This window comes from Photorhabdus cinerea, from assembly GCF_011189575.1.
Taxonomy (GTDB): Bacteria; Pseudomonadota; Gammaproteobacteria; order Enterobacterales; family Enterobacteriaceae; genus Photorhabdus; species Photorhabdus cinerea.
Genome location: NZ_PUJW01000017.1, coordinates 18,793 through 36,743 on the forward strand (window position 1 = coordinate 18,793; position 17,951 = coordinate 36,743).

The window sequence follows — 17,951 nt, forward strand, 5'->3', positions numbered from 1 at the left end:
ATTTATTTACTGAACGAGCGGATAAGACATCGGCATAATTTAGTGGCTTATCCGTTTTATAAAAGCCTGCCTGAGCTTTCTACCTCGGTGAAAACATATTTTACGGATCGCATTTCACTAACAGTATCGGCCAGTTCAATTAATGCAAGATGGCAATCTCGTCCGGTAATGATCACCGTCTGATTGATTGGCCGTTGGTTTAATGCCTTGATAACTTCATCAGGTGATAAATAACCATTACTTATCATATAAGTCAGTTCACCAAGCACCACTAATGATAACGTAGGATCATGCATCATACGCAACGCATGTTGCCAAACCCCAGTAGCAGCAATATCCTTGGTACGATTTTTCGCCTCTCCAGACAAGTCCACCGATATTAGCTGAAATTCAACTCCATACAGCTGCAACAAAGCACGCTCACCGGCTGACCATTCTCCCTCAATAAACTGGACAACCCCAGCTTTTAATCCATGACCCAACGCTCGCGTAACCGTCCCCATTGCAGCGGTTGTTCTTCCTTCGCCATTGCCGGTATAGACGATCACAATCCCTCTATTTTCCTGAGCGGCTGCAACCTGTGCCATAAATCGCTCTTTTTGCCGCTGTTTTCTCTGTTTGTACCGCTCCTCACTCATTTGTGCCTCCAGTATGTATCAGTAAAGAACAACTGTCTGTTTTGTTTGTATTGGCTGGAGATGATTCAGAGAGCAATGTTTCTACCACACGATCAACTTGTTGACGATCTTGACTGATCAACGATTGCATTAATGGTTCACTAGTAAAAAACCGCTCCCAAAAGTAACGACGGGCTGCCAAATTATCAAAATGCTGTTTTACCCGCTGACGGAGTGCCCCACCGTAAGCAGCCAAACGCCCAAGATGTATCGGTAACAGCCGTTCCAGTTTTTCACGCAATAACCTGACCAGCACCGGTGCATTACCACCGGAGGAGATAGCAATCACCAGTGGCGAGCGATCAATGACTGACGGTGTGATAAAACTGGCTTGCTGTGGTTCATCCACCACATTACAAAAGATACGGCGCTCCGTCGCACAATCACTAACATAACGATTAACGGCTGCATCATTGGTTGCGGCAATAACCAACCAGCAAAGATCAAGCCAACGAGGCTCAAACTCACCGTAAATCAGTGTTACCTGGCCAGCAGCATCCCAGATATGGAATTGTGAGGTGAATTCCCGTGCGTTAACCAGTAGATGGGCGCCAGCCTCTAATAACAGACGCGCCTTACGTTCGGCCACCTGCCCTCCCCCAACCAGCAGACAAGTTTTATCCCGGATTTGACAAAATATCGGCAAATAATCCAACATGTTCCCTCCCTCTACAGTTAACGCACACCACCCGGTATCATACTCAACAAATGCTGACGTGGATAAAAACGGGTGATGTCCCGGTGCTTTAACCACCAGCACAAGTACTCAACATCATGATGATGGCGATCACACAATAACCCGACAACACTGCCACTATGAGCAACATTCAGCCCGTAAATACCACTCAGTTCTACCAGTGCCAGCAAACTATCAAATGCCGGTTTTACCAACAGCTTTTGACTAGCTTGTGCGCTGAGTGTTGTGGCTTCCCCCAATCGCCAGCAATCACGTGTAGCAACGGCCTTACAGAATAGTTTCCAAGCATACTCTAGCACCGCGGCATTCTCCAGTAATGTTGGATGGCGATCTAAACGGTGATAATCAGCAGTGATCAACGTTTCCGGGCTTTCCAATAACAGAATATCTACAGGTGGCTGCCAGTGACATGAAATTTGAGTGGCGCCCGTTTGATGATCGAACAAAGTAAGCTGTCTGAACAGCGTACTATCGGTAGGCTCCAATTGGACACAAAAGCCAGCAAGTGTCGTTTCATCAAGGGTTTTACCCAGATAACGAGCTGTCGCCAGAGCCGTAGCGGCAATATCAGCGGTACTACTTGCTAACCCTTTTGCCACTGGAATCGTAGAAGTCAAAGAGATACGTAAACCTCGTGCCATTTCCATCGGCAAGTCAAAATACGCCAGTACAGCTTTCATCACTTGGCGCATACGAGGGCGCTCACGTTTTTCCGGTACACCATCTGTAATAGAAACCTCACTGAACCAATTCACTGGACAGGAGATCAACTTCTCACCACCAAGAATCCATCCTTGGATCAGCTCACCACACGATGCCGGACAGCGTGCTTCAGCCATAACCCAATACCTGACGTAACGCCGATACCAGACGATGGTTATCATGCTCACTCTTTATAGCGACCCGGTAATGAGCAGCACTCAAGCCCGGATAATTAGCGCAATGACGGATAAGTATTCGATGTTTCAGCAACGCTTGCTGAAGATCGATTTCCGGGTGCAGACAGCGCAGGAAAATGTAATTAGCCGCGGGAGGCCAAACGCACAATTCCGGTAACGCGGCCAGTGCTTGATAGAGCCAACGTTGCTGCTGTGCCAGCCAACAGTGTGTTGCCTGAATGTAAGCTTTATCATTGAGAATGATTTCACCGGCCAATGCCGCAAAAGCATTAATTGTCCATGGCTCCCGCCAATGCTTCATTTCTCGGATACCCCCCACATCACTACTAACCAGATAACCAAGGCGTAGCCCCGGGATGGCAAAAAACTTGGTTAATGAACGCAGAATATAGAGACGGGGAAAATCAGCTATCTGAGGAATAAATCCGGTGACATCCGGGAGAAAATCGATAAACGCCTCATCGACAATCAGCGCAATATTATGTTGACGGCAACGTTCAAATACCGCCTGCAATAACGCAGTATCTGGCATCAAACTGGTTGGATTATTGGGTGTAGCAAGAAACAGACAATCAGGGCGACAGCTCTCCAATTCCACCAGCAAACGCTTATCAGGTTGATAACCATCTGCTTCACTCATCACATAATCATTAATCTGGCAATCAACCCGCTGCAAGGCTCTCCGGTATTCAGCAAATCCCGGTATTAATAGCATGGCCCGGCGCGGCTTAAGATAATTCACCACAGCGTAAATTAATTCGGTAGCACCATTACCTGCTATCAGGTTTTCGGTAGTGCAATGATGAACCTGTGCCAACGCTGCATGTAATCGGCGATATTTTGTATCAGGATAACGCTCTGCGCGCTGCAACTGGTCGATAATGGCCGTTTTCAAGGATTCCGGCATGCCCAACGGGTTAATATTAGCGCTGAAATCCGTAATTTCTTCCGCTGTAACACCGATTTTCAGCGCCATTTCCAGCACATTACCGCCATGTTCGCTCATCGAATACCCTATCCAGAAATTAAATAGAAAATCAGAGTGCCATCAGTGATGGGACGGAAGCCAGTAACAAACGATCCCGGCTAAAAGCCAATTTTTCCCGTAGACGCACCACATCACCAATAACAATCAATGCCGGAGCAGTCAATCCTTGGGCCGCTACCTGCTGCGCCAGTGTCATTAACGTCGCGCTGGCAACCTGCTGTTGCTGATGGCTGGCATACATCACAACCGCCGCCGGGGTTGTCGGCGCTTTACCGCCTGCAATAAGTTGTTCACAAATGCTTGCCAGTTGAGTCATCCCCATCAAAATCACCAGCGTACCTTCTAGCTTTGCCAGCGTCGCCCAATCTTGCGGTTCATTTCCTTGACGCAAGTGACCAGTAATGACGTGAAAACCCGAAGCATAATCACGATGGGTAACTGGAATCCCCGCACAAGCCAGACCGCCAATTGATGAACTGATGCCCGGTACAACTTCAAAAGGGATCTTCGCCAGTGCCAGCGCTTCGGCCTCTTCACCACCACGACCAAACACATAAGGATCGCCCCCTTTCAACCGGACGACATTTAATCCTTGTTGCGCGCACTCCACCAGTATCTGGTTAATTTGCCGTTGCGGCACTGGATGATAATTCGGCGTTTTACCGACATTAATCATCTTACAACCGTCAGGTGCTTCCGATAACAGATCTGAGCTGACTAGCCGATCATACACCAGCGCATCAGCCTGACGGATACAATGCAATCCTCTGACAGTAATCAGCGCCGCATCACCCGGACCAGCACCTACCAACCAAACTTTTCCGCTATTTATCATTTTTCTTACTCCGTAACGAAAGTCTGTTGGAAGATATATTACTGATAGCCAGCGACACGATATGGTGTGAGATCAATAATTCTTCACTTTTGTTAATGACAGTATGTCCAGCACATTATGGCTTTATCTGCTTGTTTCTCCTGATAACTTGGCCCGGTAGTTTGCACCTACATCGTTTTCATTATAATGCCTAATGTTTTTGTGATTTTAGTTGTCTTTTTGACCAAATTGCTGGCATTTAATACTGATTCATAAAAAAAAATGCCAACATACGCCTTATTACAGACAGAGGGCGTAGTTATGGAAGCCAAGGAATTATTTAGTGTCGGTATTGACATCGGCACCACCACTACACAGGTGATCTTTTCGCGTCTGTCGCTGGTGAACCTTGCAACAGTATCACAAGTACCGCGCTATGAATTTGTTCGCCGCGAGATCATCTGGCAAAGCCCGGTGTTATTTACTCCCGTAGACTTTGCCGGGCAATTGCGCGAAGACGAGTTACTTGGTTTGATTCAGGAACAATATCGAGCAGCAGGGATCGATCCAGAGAATATCGATTCCGGTGCCGTGATCATTACCGGTGAAACCGCTAAAACATGCAATGCACGCCCTGCGATCATGACACTGGCACAGAAACTGGGAGATTTTGTTGTAGCAACAGCGGGGCCGCATTTGGAATCAGTGATTGCCGGTTTTGGTTCTGGTGCTCAGGCGTTGTCACAACAGAAAATGGCTAAAGTGCTCAACATTGACATTGGCGGCGGCACAGCGAACTACGCTTTATTCGATGCTGGCCGATTGGTTGCCTCTGCTTGTTTAAATGTCGGTGGCCGCTTATTAGAAACCAACCCACAAGGAAAAGTTTTACGAGCACATCCGCCCGGAACACGGATTGTTCATTCACTGTTTGGTGAAAACACAGATGTTCAACATCTGACAGCCACGCAATTGCAACAGGTTACTGAACGAATGTCACAGTTGCTGTGGGAAGTCGCCATCGGGCATCTCACACCGCTGGCAAAACAATTACTGATGACAGAACCACTACCAGACTGTGGTGAACTCTATGCTGTCACTCTCTCCGGTGGCGTAGGTGAATGTTATCGTGAAACATCAGACAATGATCCATTCCGTTTTCACGATCTGGGGCCGCTATTAGCGCATGCTATTCATCGTGACAATGATTTCGCCAAACTGCCATTGCAAGTACCAAAACAAACCGTGCGCGCCACCGTGATTGGCGCCGGCGCTCATACATTATCGCTATCCGGTAGTACCATCTGGCTCGATACACTGTCGCTACCACTGTGCAACATTCCCGTCGTCCATTTTGAAGCAGAAACCGCTGAATCACTGGTAGAAAACTGGTTACACGCGCTGGCACAAATGGATCTCAATGCCGAACAAGATCTGTATGCATTAGCTCTGCCCGATGCCCTGCCGGTAAATTATGCCGCCGTACAGACCTGTATCACGGCTTTACAGAATTTTGCCACACGCTATCCCTCTTCTCATCCGCTGCTGATCGTTGCCCGCCAGGATTTCGGCAAAGCACTGGGTATGCTGCTACATCCCTTGATAAAAGGCCGGCAACTGGCGGTTATAGACGAAGTTATCACCCGCACCGGAGATTATATCGACATTGGAACTCCCCTATTTGGTGGCACTGTCGTTCCCGTCACCATCAAATCATTAGCTTTTCCTTCCTGAGAGAGCGAAATATGAAACTAAAAACACCGCTTTTTGGTAAAACGTATCAGTTTAAAGATATTAAACAGGTGCTGGCGATGGCCAACGAACTGCGTTCAGGGGATATATTGGCCGGAGTGGCTGCCGAAAGTTCTCAGCAACGCGTAGCCGCTAAACACGTCCTCTCGGAAATGACGATAGCGGATATCCGAATGAACCCAGTTATTCCCTATGAAGAGGATTGTGTTACCCGCATTATTCAGGACGACATTAATGAAATCGCCTATGCCCGCATCAAAAACTGGCGCATTGGCGAACTGCGTGAATACATACTGAACGATGAGACCAGCGTGGATGATATTGCCTTTCTTCGCAAAGGGATAAGTTCTGAAGTCGTCGCGGCGGTGGCAAAAATCAGTTCCAATGCTGACCTGATCTATGGCGCGAAAAAAATGCCGGTGATCAAAAAAGCCAATACCACCATTGGGATGCCGGGAACATTCAGCGCTCGTCTTCAACCTAACGATACCCGCGACGATGTACAAAGTATCCGCGCTCAGATTTACGAAGGATTATCCTTCGGCGTGGGTGATGCCGTTATCGGCGTTAACCCGGTAACCGATGACGTAGAAAACCTGACTCGCGTGCTAGACACCCTCTACGAGGTAATCGACAAGTTCGCCATCCCAACGCAAGGCTGTGTCTTAGCTCATGTCACTACTCAGATAGAAGCGATTAAGCGTGGCGCTCCGGGTGGTTTAATCTTCCAAAGTATTTGTGGCAGTGAAAAAGGGCTGAAAGAATTTGGGGTCGAGCTGGAAATGTTGGATGAAGCACGTGCCATTGGCGCGGAATATTGCCGTCTTGCCGGCGATAACTGCCTGTATCTTGAAACCGGACAAGGCTCCGCCCTCTCTGCCGGCGCTCACTTTGGCGCTGATCAAGTCACAATGGAGGCACGAAACTACGGTTTGGCACGCCACTATGACCCATTTCTGGTGAATACCGTTGTCGGTTTCATCGGACCAGAATATCTCTACAATGACCGCCAGATCATCCGCGCCGGACTGGAAGATCACTTTATGGGTAAACTTAGCGGCGTTTCAATGGGATGTGATTGCTGCTATACCAATCACGCAGATTCCGATCAAAACCAGAATGAAAACCTGATGATCCTATTGGCAACCGCAGGATGTAACTTCATCATGGGAATGCCACTCGGTGATGACATCATGCTCAATTACCAAACATCTGCTTTCCACGATACCGCTACTATTCGTCATTTACTCAATCTGCGCCCATCTCCAGAATTTGAACGTTGGCTGGAGCAGATGGGATTGATGGCAAATGGCCGTTTAACATCACGTGCGGGTGATGCATCGTTCTTTTTCTGATTCTTTGCTGAGATAAATAACCATGAACCAAGAACAAATTAAAAAGAATGCAAACAATATGGTCTCTGACCAAAAACCTCATGCATCTCCTGAGATCACAGATGAATCTGAAAGCTGTACGCTAGACTTAGGCTCTTTGGAAGCTAAACAGTGGATTGGTGTCCAAAAGCCAAACCGAATGGAAGTCCTACAGGAATTACGCCGCAGCACGGTATCAAGAGTCTGTACTGGCCGCAGTGGCCCCCGGCCACGCACTCAGGCATTATTGCGTTTTCTAGCTGATCACTCCCGTTCCAAGGATACCGTGTTAAAAGAAGTCCCAGTTGAATGGATAGAAAAACACGGATTGCTGGAAGTACAATCTCAAGTTAGCGACAAAAACCTCTATTTAACTCGCCCGGACTTGGGAAGAAAACTCAGTGCTAATGCGGTAGAAACCTTGCTGACACAGTGCAAAACTAGCCCCGATGTACAGGTTGTAATCTCCGATGGCCTTTCTACTGATGCCATTACCACCAATTACGAAGATCTTGTACCACCACTGTTAAAAGGGTTGGAACAGGCAGGCATGTGTATCGGCATCCCGTTTTTTGTACGCTATGGTCGCGTCAAAATCGAAGATCAGATTGGCGAACTACTAAAAGCCAAAGTCGTTGTCTTACTGATTGGAGAACGTCCCGGATTAGGGCAATCGGAAAGCCTCTCCTGTTATGCAGTTTATAAACCGACAGTAGAGAAAACCGTTGAAGCTGATCGCACTTGTATCTCTAATATTCACCGAGGCGGAACACCGCCGATCGAAGCCGCAGCAATTATTGTCGATTTAGCGAAAAATATGCTGGAACAGCAAGCTTCCGGCATTGCTCTTAGTCGTTGATGTAATGGTAGCTATGCGGCGGCAAGGGAACGAATTCCCGGGAGCATAGCTAACTATGTGACCGGGGTAAGCGAGTGCTGCCAACAAAGAGGCAACTTGAAAGATAACAGGTATATAAACAATAATTTTATGCTTAAGGGAGAAACCCCTTTTACTTAATTAATAAAATCACCAATATAAAAATAAATAAAAACTAATTAACATATTCAAAATAAGAATTTTGGTAAAAATAACAACAAAACTCAACAATTATTGACTTCCAATTTAAAATAAAAAAATTTCAATCATCATAAAATTTATATCTGATTTCATCATACAAAATTGAACTCTACTGGGCATAACCTTATCCCCCCTTAAAATATAAGACTTTCCTTTGACAACATAAGCATAAACACTTATATTTTGAGTATCCAAAGCGGATATGCTCTTTTAAAATAGGGGAAGAAATGGTTAAAGTAATTTGGTCTAAGGCTGCAATCAAGCAGTTAACGAGGATCGATACTCGATATCAGAAGGCGATAAAACAAAAGGTGAATTCGCTAATGGATTTTCCTCTTGTTGATCTGGATATCAGGAAATTATCAGGATTCGATAACAAACACAGACTCAGAGTTGGCAATTATCGGGTTTTGTTTGAATTACTGAATGGAGAACCTAAAATCTTAGAAATTCAGGAAATTAGGCGGCGCCAGACAAAAACCTATTAACAAATAGGTGAGTTTTCCCATCTAACCATTTACCCCTAAGGGCTACGTAACTACGTAAACATACGGAGCAAAAGAATATGGCTAGTATTCAATTTATTACAGATGAACATGGCAAAAAACAAGCCGTTATTTTGCCAATGGATGAGTATGAAAGACTGTTAGCAGCCGCGGATCATGACGAAGATTATCAAATTATTCCCTATACAGCGGGACCAAATGACGATGAAACTATTCCTCATGAAGTAGTTTCTATCATGGTAGACGATGAAGTTTCATTACAAGCCGCTTGGCGGATTTATCGTGGACTATCACAAGCAGAGGTAGCGGAAAAACTGGGTATAAAACAAGCTGCTGTTTCTCAGTTTGAGAAATCAGATCGCCCACGCAAAGCAACGATTGAAAAATTAACGGCTTTATATGATTGCCGAGTAAATCAACTAGTGCTCGATTGATTAAAAATAGATAAATTATCTTCCCTTTACAACAGCAGCACAATAAAGCTCTGACCATAGCCGCCACTGGTGTAACATTCTCCATCTCTAATTCACCCACACCAAACAATTTCACGCCAGGCGCGGCTTGTTCTAACATCAACAGGGCCCTTTCCTTTATATGCTAGGCTAAAGAAATATGCGGCTGCTGTTGGCAAAAAATTACAGATACGACTGGTGTAACTTACAGAGGCATCAGATCCGATGCCTCTGAAATCTTGATTACCCTGTCTACTATATTCATCTACAACCCGCCCAACGAACTTGTGGTTGCTGAGACCCACGTCCCCAGAGTTATAATTAATATTGGTAGATTCACATAATAAGCACAAATGATTTTACCTATACTATAAAAGAACTTTCTTTATCTAAAAATTTATTCATTTTTTATTGGTGTTAGTTTATCGGCAAGATTATTAGTACGATTCAAAAGTTCACAAGCAAAACAAACCTTCGAAAAACAGATCTAAAGAAAGCATTTATTAAGCATAACAAAACAATAGTTATGTTATAATAAGTCATTATATCGGCAAAATATTATAGGTTAAATAAATGGATTTGGAAAAATTAAGAAAATTAACCCTCAGTAGCGGATTCACATTTAAAGAGCTTCTTATGATGCAAAGGACCTTTAAAAATCTTGATGATGATGAAAGAAGATATGTAATAAAGTATTATACAAAAAGCGATAATATTTACAACGTCATAATAGTGCTTGCTGAAGATGCCGGCGATCCCGTGTTATTTTTTTCTCTCATGTATGTAGGCTGCATAATAATGGAGATTTTCCTCTATGACGAGAATTCAATATCCTATTTATCATTAGTATCGATTCTTTATATCATTTCAACAATAATATGCATATGCTATAAATCTTTTTATCACCGCTATCGTTATAATTTTTTCACATGCATAAAGTTAGTCATTTTCTATCTTCGTCTAAAAATAAAAGAAAATTTAAAGCAGTTATAAAGAATTAAGTGTGTTACGGCAAGCCATTTATATAGTTATAAAAACGAGTTTAAAAAATGAATTTAACTGACTTAAGAAAATTAATATTAAATAGCGGTTTCACCTTAGAAGAATTACTTAAGATGAAGAGAAGTTTTCTTGTCCTGCATAAAGATGACCCATATATTTATGATAAATATCAAATCAAAACAGATTGTTTTTGTCATTATCTACTATTTATAGCCGAAGAAGTCGCTGCACCGTTAATATTGTTGACTTCAGTTTGTTTATTGATGATATCAAGTATGTTTTTCGATGAAAAAATACAAAACATTCTATTAATGTCATCTGTTTATTTATTTTTTCTTATTTCTTTCTTGATTTATTACAGTCTCTCTGTTAGTTGTAATCCTGTGACAGGATTAAAATTAGCAATATTCTATATTCGTTTTAAAATAAAAAGTAAATTTAAGCCTTGAGTTCATCAATAAAACATGATAAAAATAACCAATTATAAAATGAAATCGAACCTAAATAAATGAACCTAACTGACTTAAGAAAATTAATATTAAATAGTGGATTCACCTTAAAAGAATTACTTAAGATGAAGAGAAACTTTATTATGCTATATAAAGATGACCCTGATGTTTATGATAAATACCAAAGTAAAACAGATTGTTTTTGTCATTATCTATTACTTATAGCTGAAGAAGTCGCTATGCCATTATTATTTTTCACTCCGATTTTTTTATTTATAATTTCAGGTATGTTTTTCAGTGGGAAAGCATATGGAATTCCATTAATGTTTTCGATTTACTTATTTATTTTAATCTCATCTTTTATTTATTACAGCCTTTCCGTTCGCTGTAATTTAATCACAGGCTCAAAATTGTTAATTTTCTATATTCGCTTTAAAATAAAAAATAAATTTCAATCGTTATGAAGTTTATTTATGTCATCTAGCAAAAGTTTGACTTTATATCCGCTACTTGATAACTGAATGGTTAACATAGGCTTTGGTGTTAACTGCCATTTTCTGGCAAGATCCGAATTAATATATCTGAACAATTTCCCTGTCCCCGGCTTGACAGAATAGCCTCCTGATATATTATTCTTGGATTTAACCGGTTTAAGCTTGAGCATCCCATATGTTCCATATAAACTTAACGCAAAATCAACCGAACTATAAGCAACATCAGCTACATCATCACCATAACCTAAAGCATGAGAAATATATTGGTAGCCTTCCCTAACCCAGCCTATATCTTGATTCTCATAAAGAATCGGACTAATAGATTCATAGAAGTTATTAGCTCCATGCGCTGCCAAAACAACACCCATTGATCTGACAGTTTTAGATCTTACCAATTTACCTGAATTAAAAACTGCAAGACCTGCAAATGTCTGAACACCACCAGCAACAACCCCGGCACCTATTTTTGCATATTTAACCACGCCCTGATCTTCGAATATATCGGTTATAATATATTTGGTATAATCCTTACGTCTTAAAATCTGATATTCTTTTTCCGTTACTTCATATTCATCTTTTACTTCATAAACCAATCTCTTTTTTTCATTTACATCAAATGTATTTTTAAATTCACGTGTTTTTATATTAACAAAATCATCAATTTCTTTTAAATATGACATTCTTAATTGGCTATCCTCTATAAAAAAGGTAGCAGCCAAATGTGCTTTACGCTTCAACGACGAAGCGTAATTATTTAAATCATAAGAGAGATGAGATATCCCTTTCATAAAAACCTCAATAAACGTTATCTTCCCATATGCTATATGCACTTGTGCCAGACATAACATGTTCCCACGTGATTGACTGATACATTAAAGATAAACTTTCCTGAGGCTGACACTCATTATGCGTAGATGAATTTGGATAAAAACCATTCAATCCACATATATATGCGCCAGTGAGTTTTATCTTATAATAAAGTTCTAAACCACCTTTACTTGATGTTCTGTAAAAATAAAAAATACATTGTAGCGATTCTTTATTGGTTATCGCTGCGCCCAAAAGAGGAGATGATTTATCGATTGGCTTTCTTATTTCAACCGGTTGATGATTAACATTCTGACTTCTGGTTATGTTCGATGTCAATTCATAAACAAAGATATGATCTTCATGACCAATCTGACATGTGTTACCAATAGAATCAACCGTTGAACATCCTTGTGATATCAATCCTTGCTTATTACCCTTAATTTCCAAATAGATTATATTCGCCATAAAAAAACCATCAGTTAGTCAATATTCAAAAGTAGAAATATATATTACATTAATAACAAATATAATTAGATATTGATTTCATTTGCGAAAAACGTGATAAACCTCATGAGAAGGAAAATTCAGATAATCCTCTTGGGTTATAAATAGAATTTAACCCATTAAAATATTCCACTTAAATCAACATTGAGATATTTCTTAACCAAAGACAGCTACGTATAATGAAACCATTGGCAAGCAAATATTACGAGATATATTTACTTGAACTCTTAAAATTATCACCCAAGAACAATGGACTCATATAAAAATGGCTATTTAACAATAAAGTATTATTGGGATAAGTAATTATTCTTTGGTATTCAAGCTAAAGCTCGCATCACAACTCGAGTGAACAGAGTATAGGAGGTAATTGAGTATTGGAGAGTACGGATGCGAGGGTATCAAATTATCCTGACAACTAAAACGGCAACACAATATTACTTTCAGCCAGTAGTCCCATATTGTTATACATAGCACAAGCCGCATCCACCAGATGCATAGCTAATACAGAGCCGCTCCCCTCTCCCAAACGCATGTCCAAATGCAAATAAGGCTCTAGTTGCAAGTGTTGCAATGCAATGATTGATCCTTTCTCTGCCGATAAATGTGAAGGAATCAGGTAATGACGCACATCAGGAGCAATACGACAAGCGGCCAACGCCGCCGCGTAAGAAGGAAAACCATCCAGAATCACCGGCAGTCCAGCAGAGGCCGCGCCAAGCATCACGCCCGCCATACCCACCAAATCATAACCACCGACCTTTGCCAATACATCAATACTGTCGCTAGCATCAGGTCGATTGACGGCAATCGCCTGTTGCACAACCGCCACTTTGTGATGTAAGCGATCTCTGGGGAAATTAGCCCCAATGCCGACTATTTGTTGTGGATCGCTGTCGGTAAAAACACTGACCACAGCCGCCGCCGGCGTGGTATTTGCCATACCCAATTCACCCACACCAAACAGCTTCACACCAGTCGCAACCTGTTCCAGGGTCAGGCGGGCAGTTGCCAATAGCAAATCTTCGGCTTGCTGGCAGCTCATAGCCGCTCCATGAGCAATATTGCCACTGCCACGCCCCATCTTCATATTCACCAGTCCCGGAATAGGATCGCTGTCAATGCCCACATCCACAACTTTAACATCAGCGCCCACATTTGCTGCCAACACGCAAACACCCGTAATCCCTTTCATCATATTCTGCGCATGAATAGCGGTTACCGGTTTGGGAGATATCGTCACGCCTTCGTCATAAACCCCATGATCCGCAACCATTACAATAACTTGCTTACGATCAATATGGTGACCCGATAATCCTCGCATTCCAGCAAGTTGAATTGCCAAATGTTCCAAACGTCCAAAACTGCCCGTTGGTTTAACCAGCCCATCCAATCGGGCAGCAGTGCGCGCCATAGCAACATTATCCAGCGGCATAATAGCATTCAGGATCGATGAAAATGTTTGCATGGTGTTATTCCCGTATCTCAGGTTGCCAACCAGACTGGTTATTAAATGTACGTAGATTGGTAAATCCACGGTGGATTTCCACTACGCTGTATGTTCCCTGTTCAAAATGAAAGTGCCACATGGCAGACGGTGGCATAGTTAGCAAACGTGCCAATAACAGACTCAGTACTCCCTGATGGGCAACTAATAGCAGATTAGCCTGACTTTCTTGTGTCAGTAGTCGTTGCACCACATTTTCTATACGTGCGGCAAATGCCGAAAAGGTTTCACCGCCGGTAGGAGATGCCTGTTGCCAGTCTGTTAACCAGGCTGTCCAAGCTTCAGCATCCTCATGCTGCAAATCGCGGTGATGGCGCATCTCCCACGCACCAAAATCCATTTCATTAAGTTGCACATCAATGCTAGCTGATAATGAGCTACCTGCCAGAATAATCTCCGCAGTATGACGCGCCCGCCATAGCGCACTGCTTGTCGCTTGCGAAAATTTTACTGCCGATAAATAGTGAGCAACTTGCCGGGCCTGATTTATTCCCGTTTCAGTCAACACCACATCTGTCATACCACAGAAAACACCGCTCAAATTCGCTGTCGTCTGACCATGCCGAACCAAAAATAGTCGCATTATTGTTACTCAACCTGAGATATATTTAAGAACAGCTGATTCAGAGACATATATACCCTTCATCTTTCAAAATTCCCATTTATAAGTATAAGAGAATTTTGAAGTTACTATTTTTCCGTTAATTTATTTGCCATCTTTGAGGTTTCTTGCATAAAGATGGGGAATACTAAGGAGGCTTTATGGATACCAGAACAGCAGAACCTACCACTGTAAGCGAGATGTTGACTGAAGAGTTTTTAAAACCTTTGGGAATAACGCAGCAGCAATTGGCGAATGCTATGGGTGTTTCTCGTAAGGTTATCGGTCAGATCGTAAATCATTCCCGCCGCCTGTCTGTTGAAGAAGCTACACAATTGGCTGGTCTATTTGAAACGGACGAGGACTTTTGGATTAATCTTCAGGCGGCTCATGATCGCTGGGAAAGTCGTCAGATTTCCGCCCGTAAGCATTACGCGCCTATTACTGTTATTCTCTCAGCTAGCTAATGCTTGGCGCTAGAATAGGGAGTTGGGCATTTTGTCACGAAGTTACTCACAGTAGCGCCAGTAAAAACACCAACTCCCCGACTTCTACAGACGCGCCAAGGGTATCACCGGTCTGACCGCCTAAACGGCGGTGCAGATACACCGCCAGCAACCCAATAACCAACAGCGTGATTGCCAATGCCAGCACACCAGACCATTGCGTCAGTAGAGCAATCAACATTGCCCCACCTAACAACGTCAACAATGTCTGATGACCATTAATCCGACCAATATAAAGATTTCCCAATCCAGTTCCTTCACGGGCGCAACGTTGGCGATACATTAACAGTACAATTGCGCTCCTGCCTGCCACCGATGCCGCAGCCAAAGCCATCAGCATAGGCGCATCACGCAGAGTTAATTCACTCACCACCAGCACTTTCGCCAGAATCAGGAAGATCAACGCTAATCCACCATTGGTTCCCAAACGGCTGTCACGCATAATTTCTAGCATTCTTTCCCGCTTACGGGCAGAAAACACACCATCACAGGTATCTGCTAAACCATCAAGATGAAGTGCACCCGTTAATAACGCCAGCACTAATACGTAACTTAATGCCGCCAATGGCACACCACACCAAGGTGCAAGCAGGGTAAAAATAGTGGCAGCAAGCATACCGACAATCAATCCAACTAATGGGAAACTCGCTATACCACGCACGTATTGATCTATTTCTAATCCCTGTGTCCAACGCGACGGGACTGGGATACGAGTCATAAATTGCAAAGTGGCGAGAAACAGACGCAGATTCATTTAATTTTTACCTCAATCCCCGATACCATCAAAAATACCTCACTAGCCGCCACCGCCAGCCGCTGGTTAACTCTTCCGGCAATGTCGCGGAAATGACGGGCCAAACGGTTCTCCGGCACAATGCCCATGCCTAATTCGTTAGTCACCAGATATATCGGGGACGTCATGCAGGCACAAGCCGCTAATAGATCACTCATTTGCTGCTGAATTCCCATCTCCAATACCGCAAAATCCATTTGTTCCGGTGGTGTTTCGCCTGCCAGATCAAATAATAAATTGGTGATCAGCGTGGTAATACACTCAAGAATGACAGCTTCCCCCGGCTGGGTTTGCGTCATAATGACTGCGCCAAGATCGTGATAGCCTTCCCATGTGCGCCAATGGGAAGGCCGGTTTTCGCGGTGCAAACGTATTCGCTCAGCCATTTCACTGTCTGTCACCACGGAAGTCGCAATATAAAACACTTGCTTACTCGCTTGTGCCGCCAATTTCTCCGCCAGCAAACTTTTACCACTGCGAGCGCCGCCAGTAATCAGGATCACGGTGCCAAATCTTGTTGATGGATTTTCATACACTGATAAATCCGTTTTATATCCAAGTGCTCGCGCATAGCTTCCGCCAGGCGGTCAAACTGAGTTTGTTTGTAGTGAGCGTAATCCAATGTGTCACCTTGATAAGCCGCCAGCCCTTTACGTTGGCGTAAAGCATTAAGCAGAGTTCGGGTAAAACTAGCGCTATCAAACAAGCCATGAATATAACTTCCCATCACACTCCCCTCTTGATTAACCGCACCATCAAACCAATTACCAGAATGGCCGTTACGCTCAGTAATACAGGCAAACGGTGTCGCATCTGCCCCCAGTGACGAGCTGCCCATATGAATTTCATAACCCCGGATAGGCTGCTCAATGCAGTCTGACAACAAACCCGGCAATCCAGACAAACAACGACCGTTTACTCTGGTTGTCACTTTTTCATGGGTAAATCGGGTTTCCATATCCAGCAATCCAAGACCATCCAGCTGTTCAATACCCGATTCCACTCCATCTATGATCCGCTGCCCCAACATTTGATAACCACCGCAGATACCGATAACCGGAACACCTGCCTGATGTGCCGTCAACAAGGCATCTGCTAACCCGTTCTGCCGCAACCATTGCAAATCTCCCAATGTGTTTTTGCTACCGGGCAAGATAATCAGATCCGATGGCTGCAACGCCGATGGCTGAGTCACATAACGCAAGCGAACATCCGGTTGCACCGCCAGTGCGTTAAAATCAGTAAAATTGGCAATATGAGGCAAACGAATTACCGCAATATCCAGCGCTTTTTCTGCTGCACCATCATATTTACCGGTTTGCAACGCTACACCGTCTTCATCTTCCAGATCAATATCCAGCCAAGGCATCACTCCCAGAACTGGCACTCCAGTTAAGGCTTCAATCTGTTCAATACCCGGCTGGAGCAAGCTAATATCACCCCGGAATTTGTTGATAATTACCCCTTTTACCCGCGCTTTTTCTTCCGGGCGCAACAACGCCAGCGTACCGTAGATGGCAGCGAATACCCCTCCTCGATCAATATCCGCAACCAACAGCACCGGCGCATCCACCATTTCCGCCATTCCCATGTTGACAATGTCTCGATCACGCAAATTGATCTCCGCCGGACTGCCAGCTCCTTCCAGCACAATCACGTCATATTCACCGGCCAGACTATGAAAAACGTCACTGATTTGCTGCTGCAAACGAGGCTTGTACTGGTGATATTCCACCGCATTCATGCTACAAGCGACTTTTCCCATTAGCACAACCTGAGCCTTGCGGTCGCTGGTGGGTTTAAGCAGTACCGGGTTCATCCGTACATCAGGCTCGATACCCGCCGCCTCTGCCTGAAAAATCTGCGCCCTTCCCATCTCTTCACCGTTTATAGTGATACCAGAATTTAGCGCCATATTCTGTGATTTAAACGGTGCGCAGCGATAACCATCCTGAACAAAGATACGGCACAGTCCCGCAACTAATACACTTTTCCCTACATCGGATGCCGTACCCTGCAACATTAAAGATAAACCCATAACGCCACCTCTTA

At 43.7% G+C, this 17,951-nt stretch carries 19 protein-coding genes and 1 pseudogene; 8 read left to right on the forward strand and 12 right to left on the reverse strand.

What is annotated here, in order from left to right; all coding sequences use genetic code 11:
• Positions 1–56: 56 nt before the first annotated feature.
• The 5 genes and pseudogenes from cobO to cobA all read right to left on the reverse strand — a co-directional run bounded on the left by cobO (position 57) and on the right by cobA (position 4,093).
• On the reverse strand, positions 57–638 hold the full coding sequence (gene cobO, locus C5469_RS15945) for a cob(I)yrinic acid a,c-diamide adenosyltransferase (protein ID WP_166308670.1): 582 nt from the start codon (positions 636–638) through the stop codon (positions 57–59).
• A 64-nt stretch (positions 639–702) separates the two neighbouring features.
• Positions 703–1,332: pseudogene (locus C5469_RS15950) on the reverse strand (NAD(P)-dependent oxidoreductase); the annotation flags it as partial.
• Positions 1,333–1,352: 20 nt separating this feature from the next.
• The gene (locus tag C5469_RS15955; protein ID WP_166308676.1) at positions 1,353–2,213 is read right to left on the reverse strand and encodes a GHMP family kinase ATP-binding protein; all 861 of its coding nucleotides are present in this window, start codon (positions 2,211–2,213) and stop codon (positions 1,353–1,355) included.
• Positions 2,206–3,279, reverse strand: coding sequence for a threonine-phosphate decarboxylase CobD (cobD, locus tag C5469_RS15960; RefSeq protein WP_166308679.1), 1,074 nt, complete (start codon positions 3,277–3,279; stop codon positions 2,206–2,208). Before cobD ends, C5469_RS15955 begins: the two co-directional genes overlap by 8 nt.
• Positions 3,280–3,310: 31 nt before the next feature.
• Complete coding sequence (gene cobA / locus C5469_RS15965; RefSeq protein ID WP_166308899.1) at positions 3,311–4,093, reverse strand: uroporphyrinogen-III C-methyltransferase; 783 nt, start codon at positions 4,091–4,093, stop codon at positions 3,311–3,313.
• Positions 4,094–4,396: 303 nt separating this feature from the next.
• Between cobA and eutA the strand changes: the two genes are divergently transcribed.
• The 7 genes from eutA to C5469_RS16000 all read left to right on the forward strand — a co-directional run bounded on the left by eutA (position 4,397) and on the right by C5469_RS16000 (position 11,151).
• Positions 4,397–5,809, forward strand: a complete 1,413-nt coding sequence (eutA, locus tag C5469_RS15970; RefSeq protein WP_166308682.1) for an ethanolamine ammonia-lyase reactivating factor EutA — start codon at positions 4,397–4,399, stop codon at positions 5,807–5,809.
• 11 nt (positions 5,810–5,820) lie between these two features.
• Positions 5,821–7,182 carry an ethanolamine ammonia-lyase subunit EutB gene (locus tag C5469_RS15975; RefSeq protein WP_166308685.1) on the forward strand — a complete coding sequence of 454 codons (1,362 nt, stop codon included), beginning with the start codon at positions 5,821–5,823 and terminating at the stop codon, positions 7,180–7,182.
• A gap of 58 nt (positions 7,183–7,240) precedes the next feature.
• Positions 7,241–8,059 (forward strand): ethanolamine ammonia-lyase subunit EutC, encoded by an 819-nt coding sequence (eutC, locus tag C5469_RS15980; protein WP_242689498.1) that lies wholly within the window; start codon positions 7,241–7,243, stop codon positions 8,057–8,059.
• Between the two features lie 446 nt (positions 8,060–8,505).
• Entirely contained in the window at positions 8,506–8,766 is a 261-nt protein-coding gene (locus C5469_RS15985) for a type II toxin-antitoxin system RelE family toxin (protein WP_166308691.1), read from the forward strand.
• A gap of 77 nt (positions 8,767–8,843) precedes the next feature.
• Positions 8,844–9,218: a helix-turn-helix domain-containing protein gene (locus C5469_RS15990; RefSeq protein WP_166308694.1), complete on the forward strand. Its 375-nt coding sequence runs from the start codon at positions 8,844–8,846 to the stop codon at positions 9,216–9,218.
• Between the two features lie 1,067 nt (positions 9,219–10,285).
• Positions 10,286–10,687, forward strand: coding sequence for a hypothetical protein (locus tag C5469_RS15995; RefSeq protein ID WP_166308697.1), 402 nt, complete (start codon positions 10,286–10,288; stop codon positions 10,685–10,687).
• A 59-nt stretch (positions 10,688–10,746) separates the two neighbouring features.
• Complete coding sequence (locus C5469_RS16000) at positions 10,747–11,151, forward strand: hypothetical protein (protein ID WP_166308700.1); 405 nt, start codon at positions 10,747–10,749, stop codon at positions 11,149–11,151.
• Here C5469_RS16000 and C5469_RS16005 read toward each other — a convergent pair.
• The 4 genes from C5469_RS16005 to C5469_RS16020 all read right to left on the reverse strand — a co-directional run bounded on the left by C5469_RS16005 (position 11,139) and on the right by C5469_RS16020 (position 14,582).
• A complete protein-coding gene (locus tag C5469_RS16005) occupies positions 11,139–11,969 on the reverse strand; it encodes a DUF4225 domain-containing protein (RefSeq protein WP_166308703.1) in 831 nt (276 codons plus the stop codon). The two genes, C5469_RS16000 and C5469_RS16005, sit on opposite strands and share 13 nt — an antisense overlap.
• Before the next feature lie 7 nt (positions 11,970–11,976).
• Positions 11,977–12,456 (reverse strand): Hcp family type VI secretion system effector, encoded by a 480-nt coding sequence (locus tag C5469_RS16010; protein ID WP_166308706.1) that lies wholly within the window; start codon positions 12,454–12,456, stop codon positions 11,977–11,979.
• Between the two features lie 454 nt (positions 12,457–12,910).
• Positions 12,911–13,960, reverse strand: coding sequence for a nicotinate-nucleotide--dimethylbenzimidazole phosphoribosyltransferase (cobT, locus tag C5469_RS16015; RefSeq protein ID WP_166308709.1), 1,050 nt, complete (start codon positions 13,958–13,960; stop codon positions 12,911–12,913).
• Between the two features lie 4 nt (positions 13,961–13,964).
• The gene (locus C5469_RS16020; protein WP_166308712.1) at positions 13,965–14,582 is read right to left on the reverse strand and encodes an adenosylcobalamin/alpha-ribazole phosphatase; all 618 of its coding nucleotides are present in this window, start codon (positions 14,580–14,582) and stop codon (positions 13,965–13,967) included.
• A gap of 179 nt (positions 14,583–14,761) precedes the next feature.
• Here C5469_RS16020 and C5469_RS16025 point away from each other — a divergent pair, with 179 nt between their 5' ends.
• Entirely contained in the window at positions 14,762–15,067 is a 306-nt protein-coding gene (locus tag C5469_RS16025; RefSeq protein ID WP_166308715.1) for a HigA family addiction module antitoxin, read from the forward strand.
• 46 nt (positions 15,068–15,113) lie between these two features.
• Here the strand turns inward: C5469_RS16025 and cobS are convergent, their stop codons facing one another.
• The 3 genes from cobS to C5469_RS16040 are packed head-to-tail and all read right to left on the reverse strand — an operon-like array spanning position 15,114 to position 17,937.
• The gene (gene cobS / locus C5469_RS16030; RefSeq protein ID WP_166308718.1) at positions 15,114–15,860 is read right to left on the reverse strand and encodes an adenosylcobinamide-GDP ribazoletransferase; all 747 of its coding nucleotides are present in this window, start codon (positions 15,858–15,860) and stop codon (positions 15,114–15,116) included.
• The gene (gene cobU, locus C5469_RS16035) at positions 15,857–16,402 is read right to left on the reverse strand and encodes a bifunctional adenosylcobinamide kinase/adenosylcobinamide-phosphate guanylyltransferase (RefSeq protein ID WP_166308902.1); all 546 of its coding nucleotides are present in this window, start codon (positions 16,400–16,402) and stop codon (positions 15,857–15,859) included. The genes cobS and cobU overlap by 4 nt, the downstream gene beginning before the upstream one ends.
• Positions 16,399–17,937 (reverse strand): cobyric acid synthase, encoded by a 1,539-nt coding sequence (locus C5469_RS16040; protein WP_166308721.1) that lies wholly within the window; start codon positions 17,935–17,937, stop codon positions 16,399–16,401. Before C5469_RS16040 ends, cobU begins: the two co-directional genes overlap by 4 nt.
• Positions 17,938–17,951 lie beyond the last annotated feature (14 nt).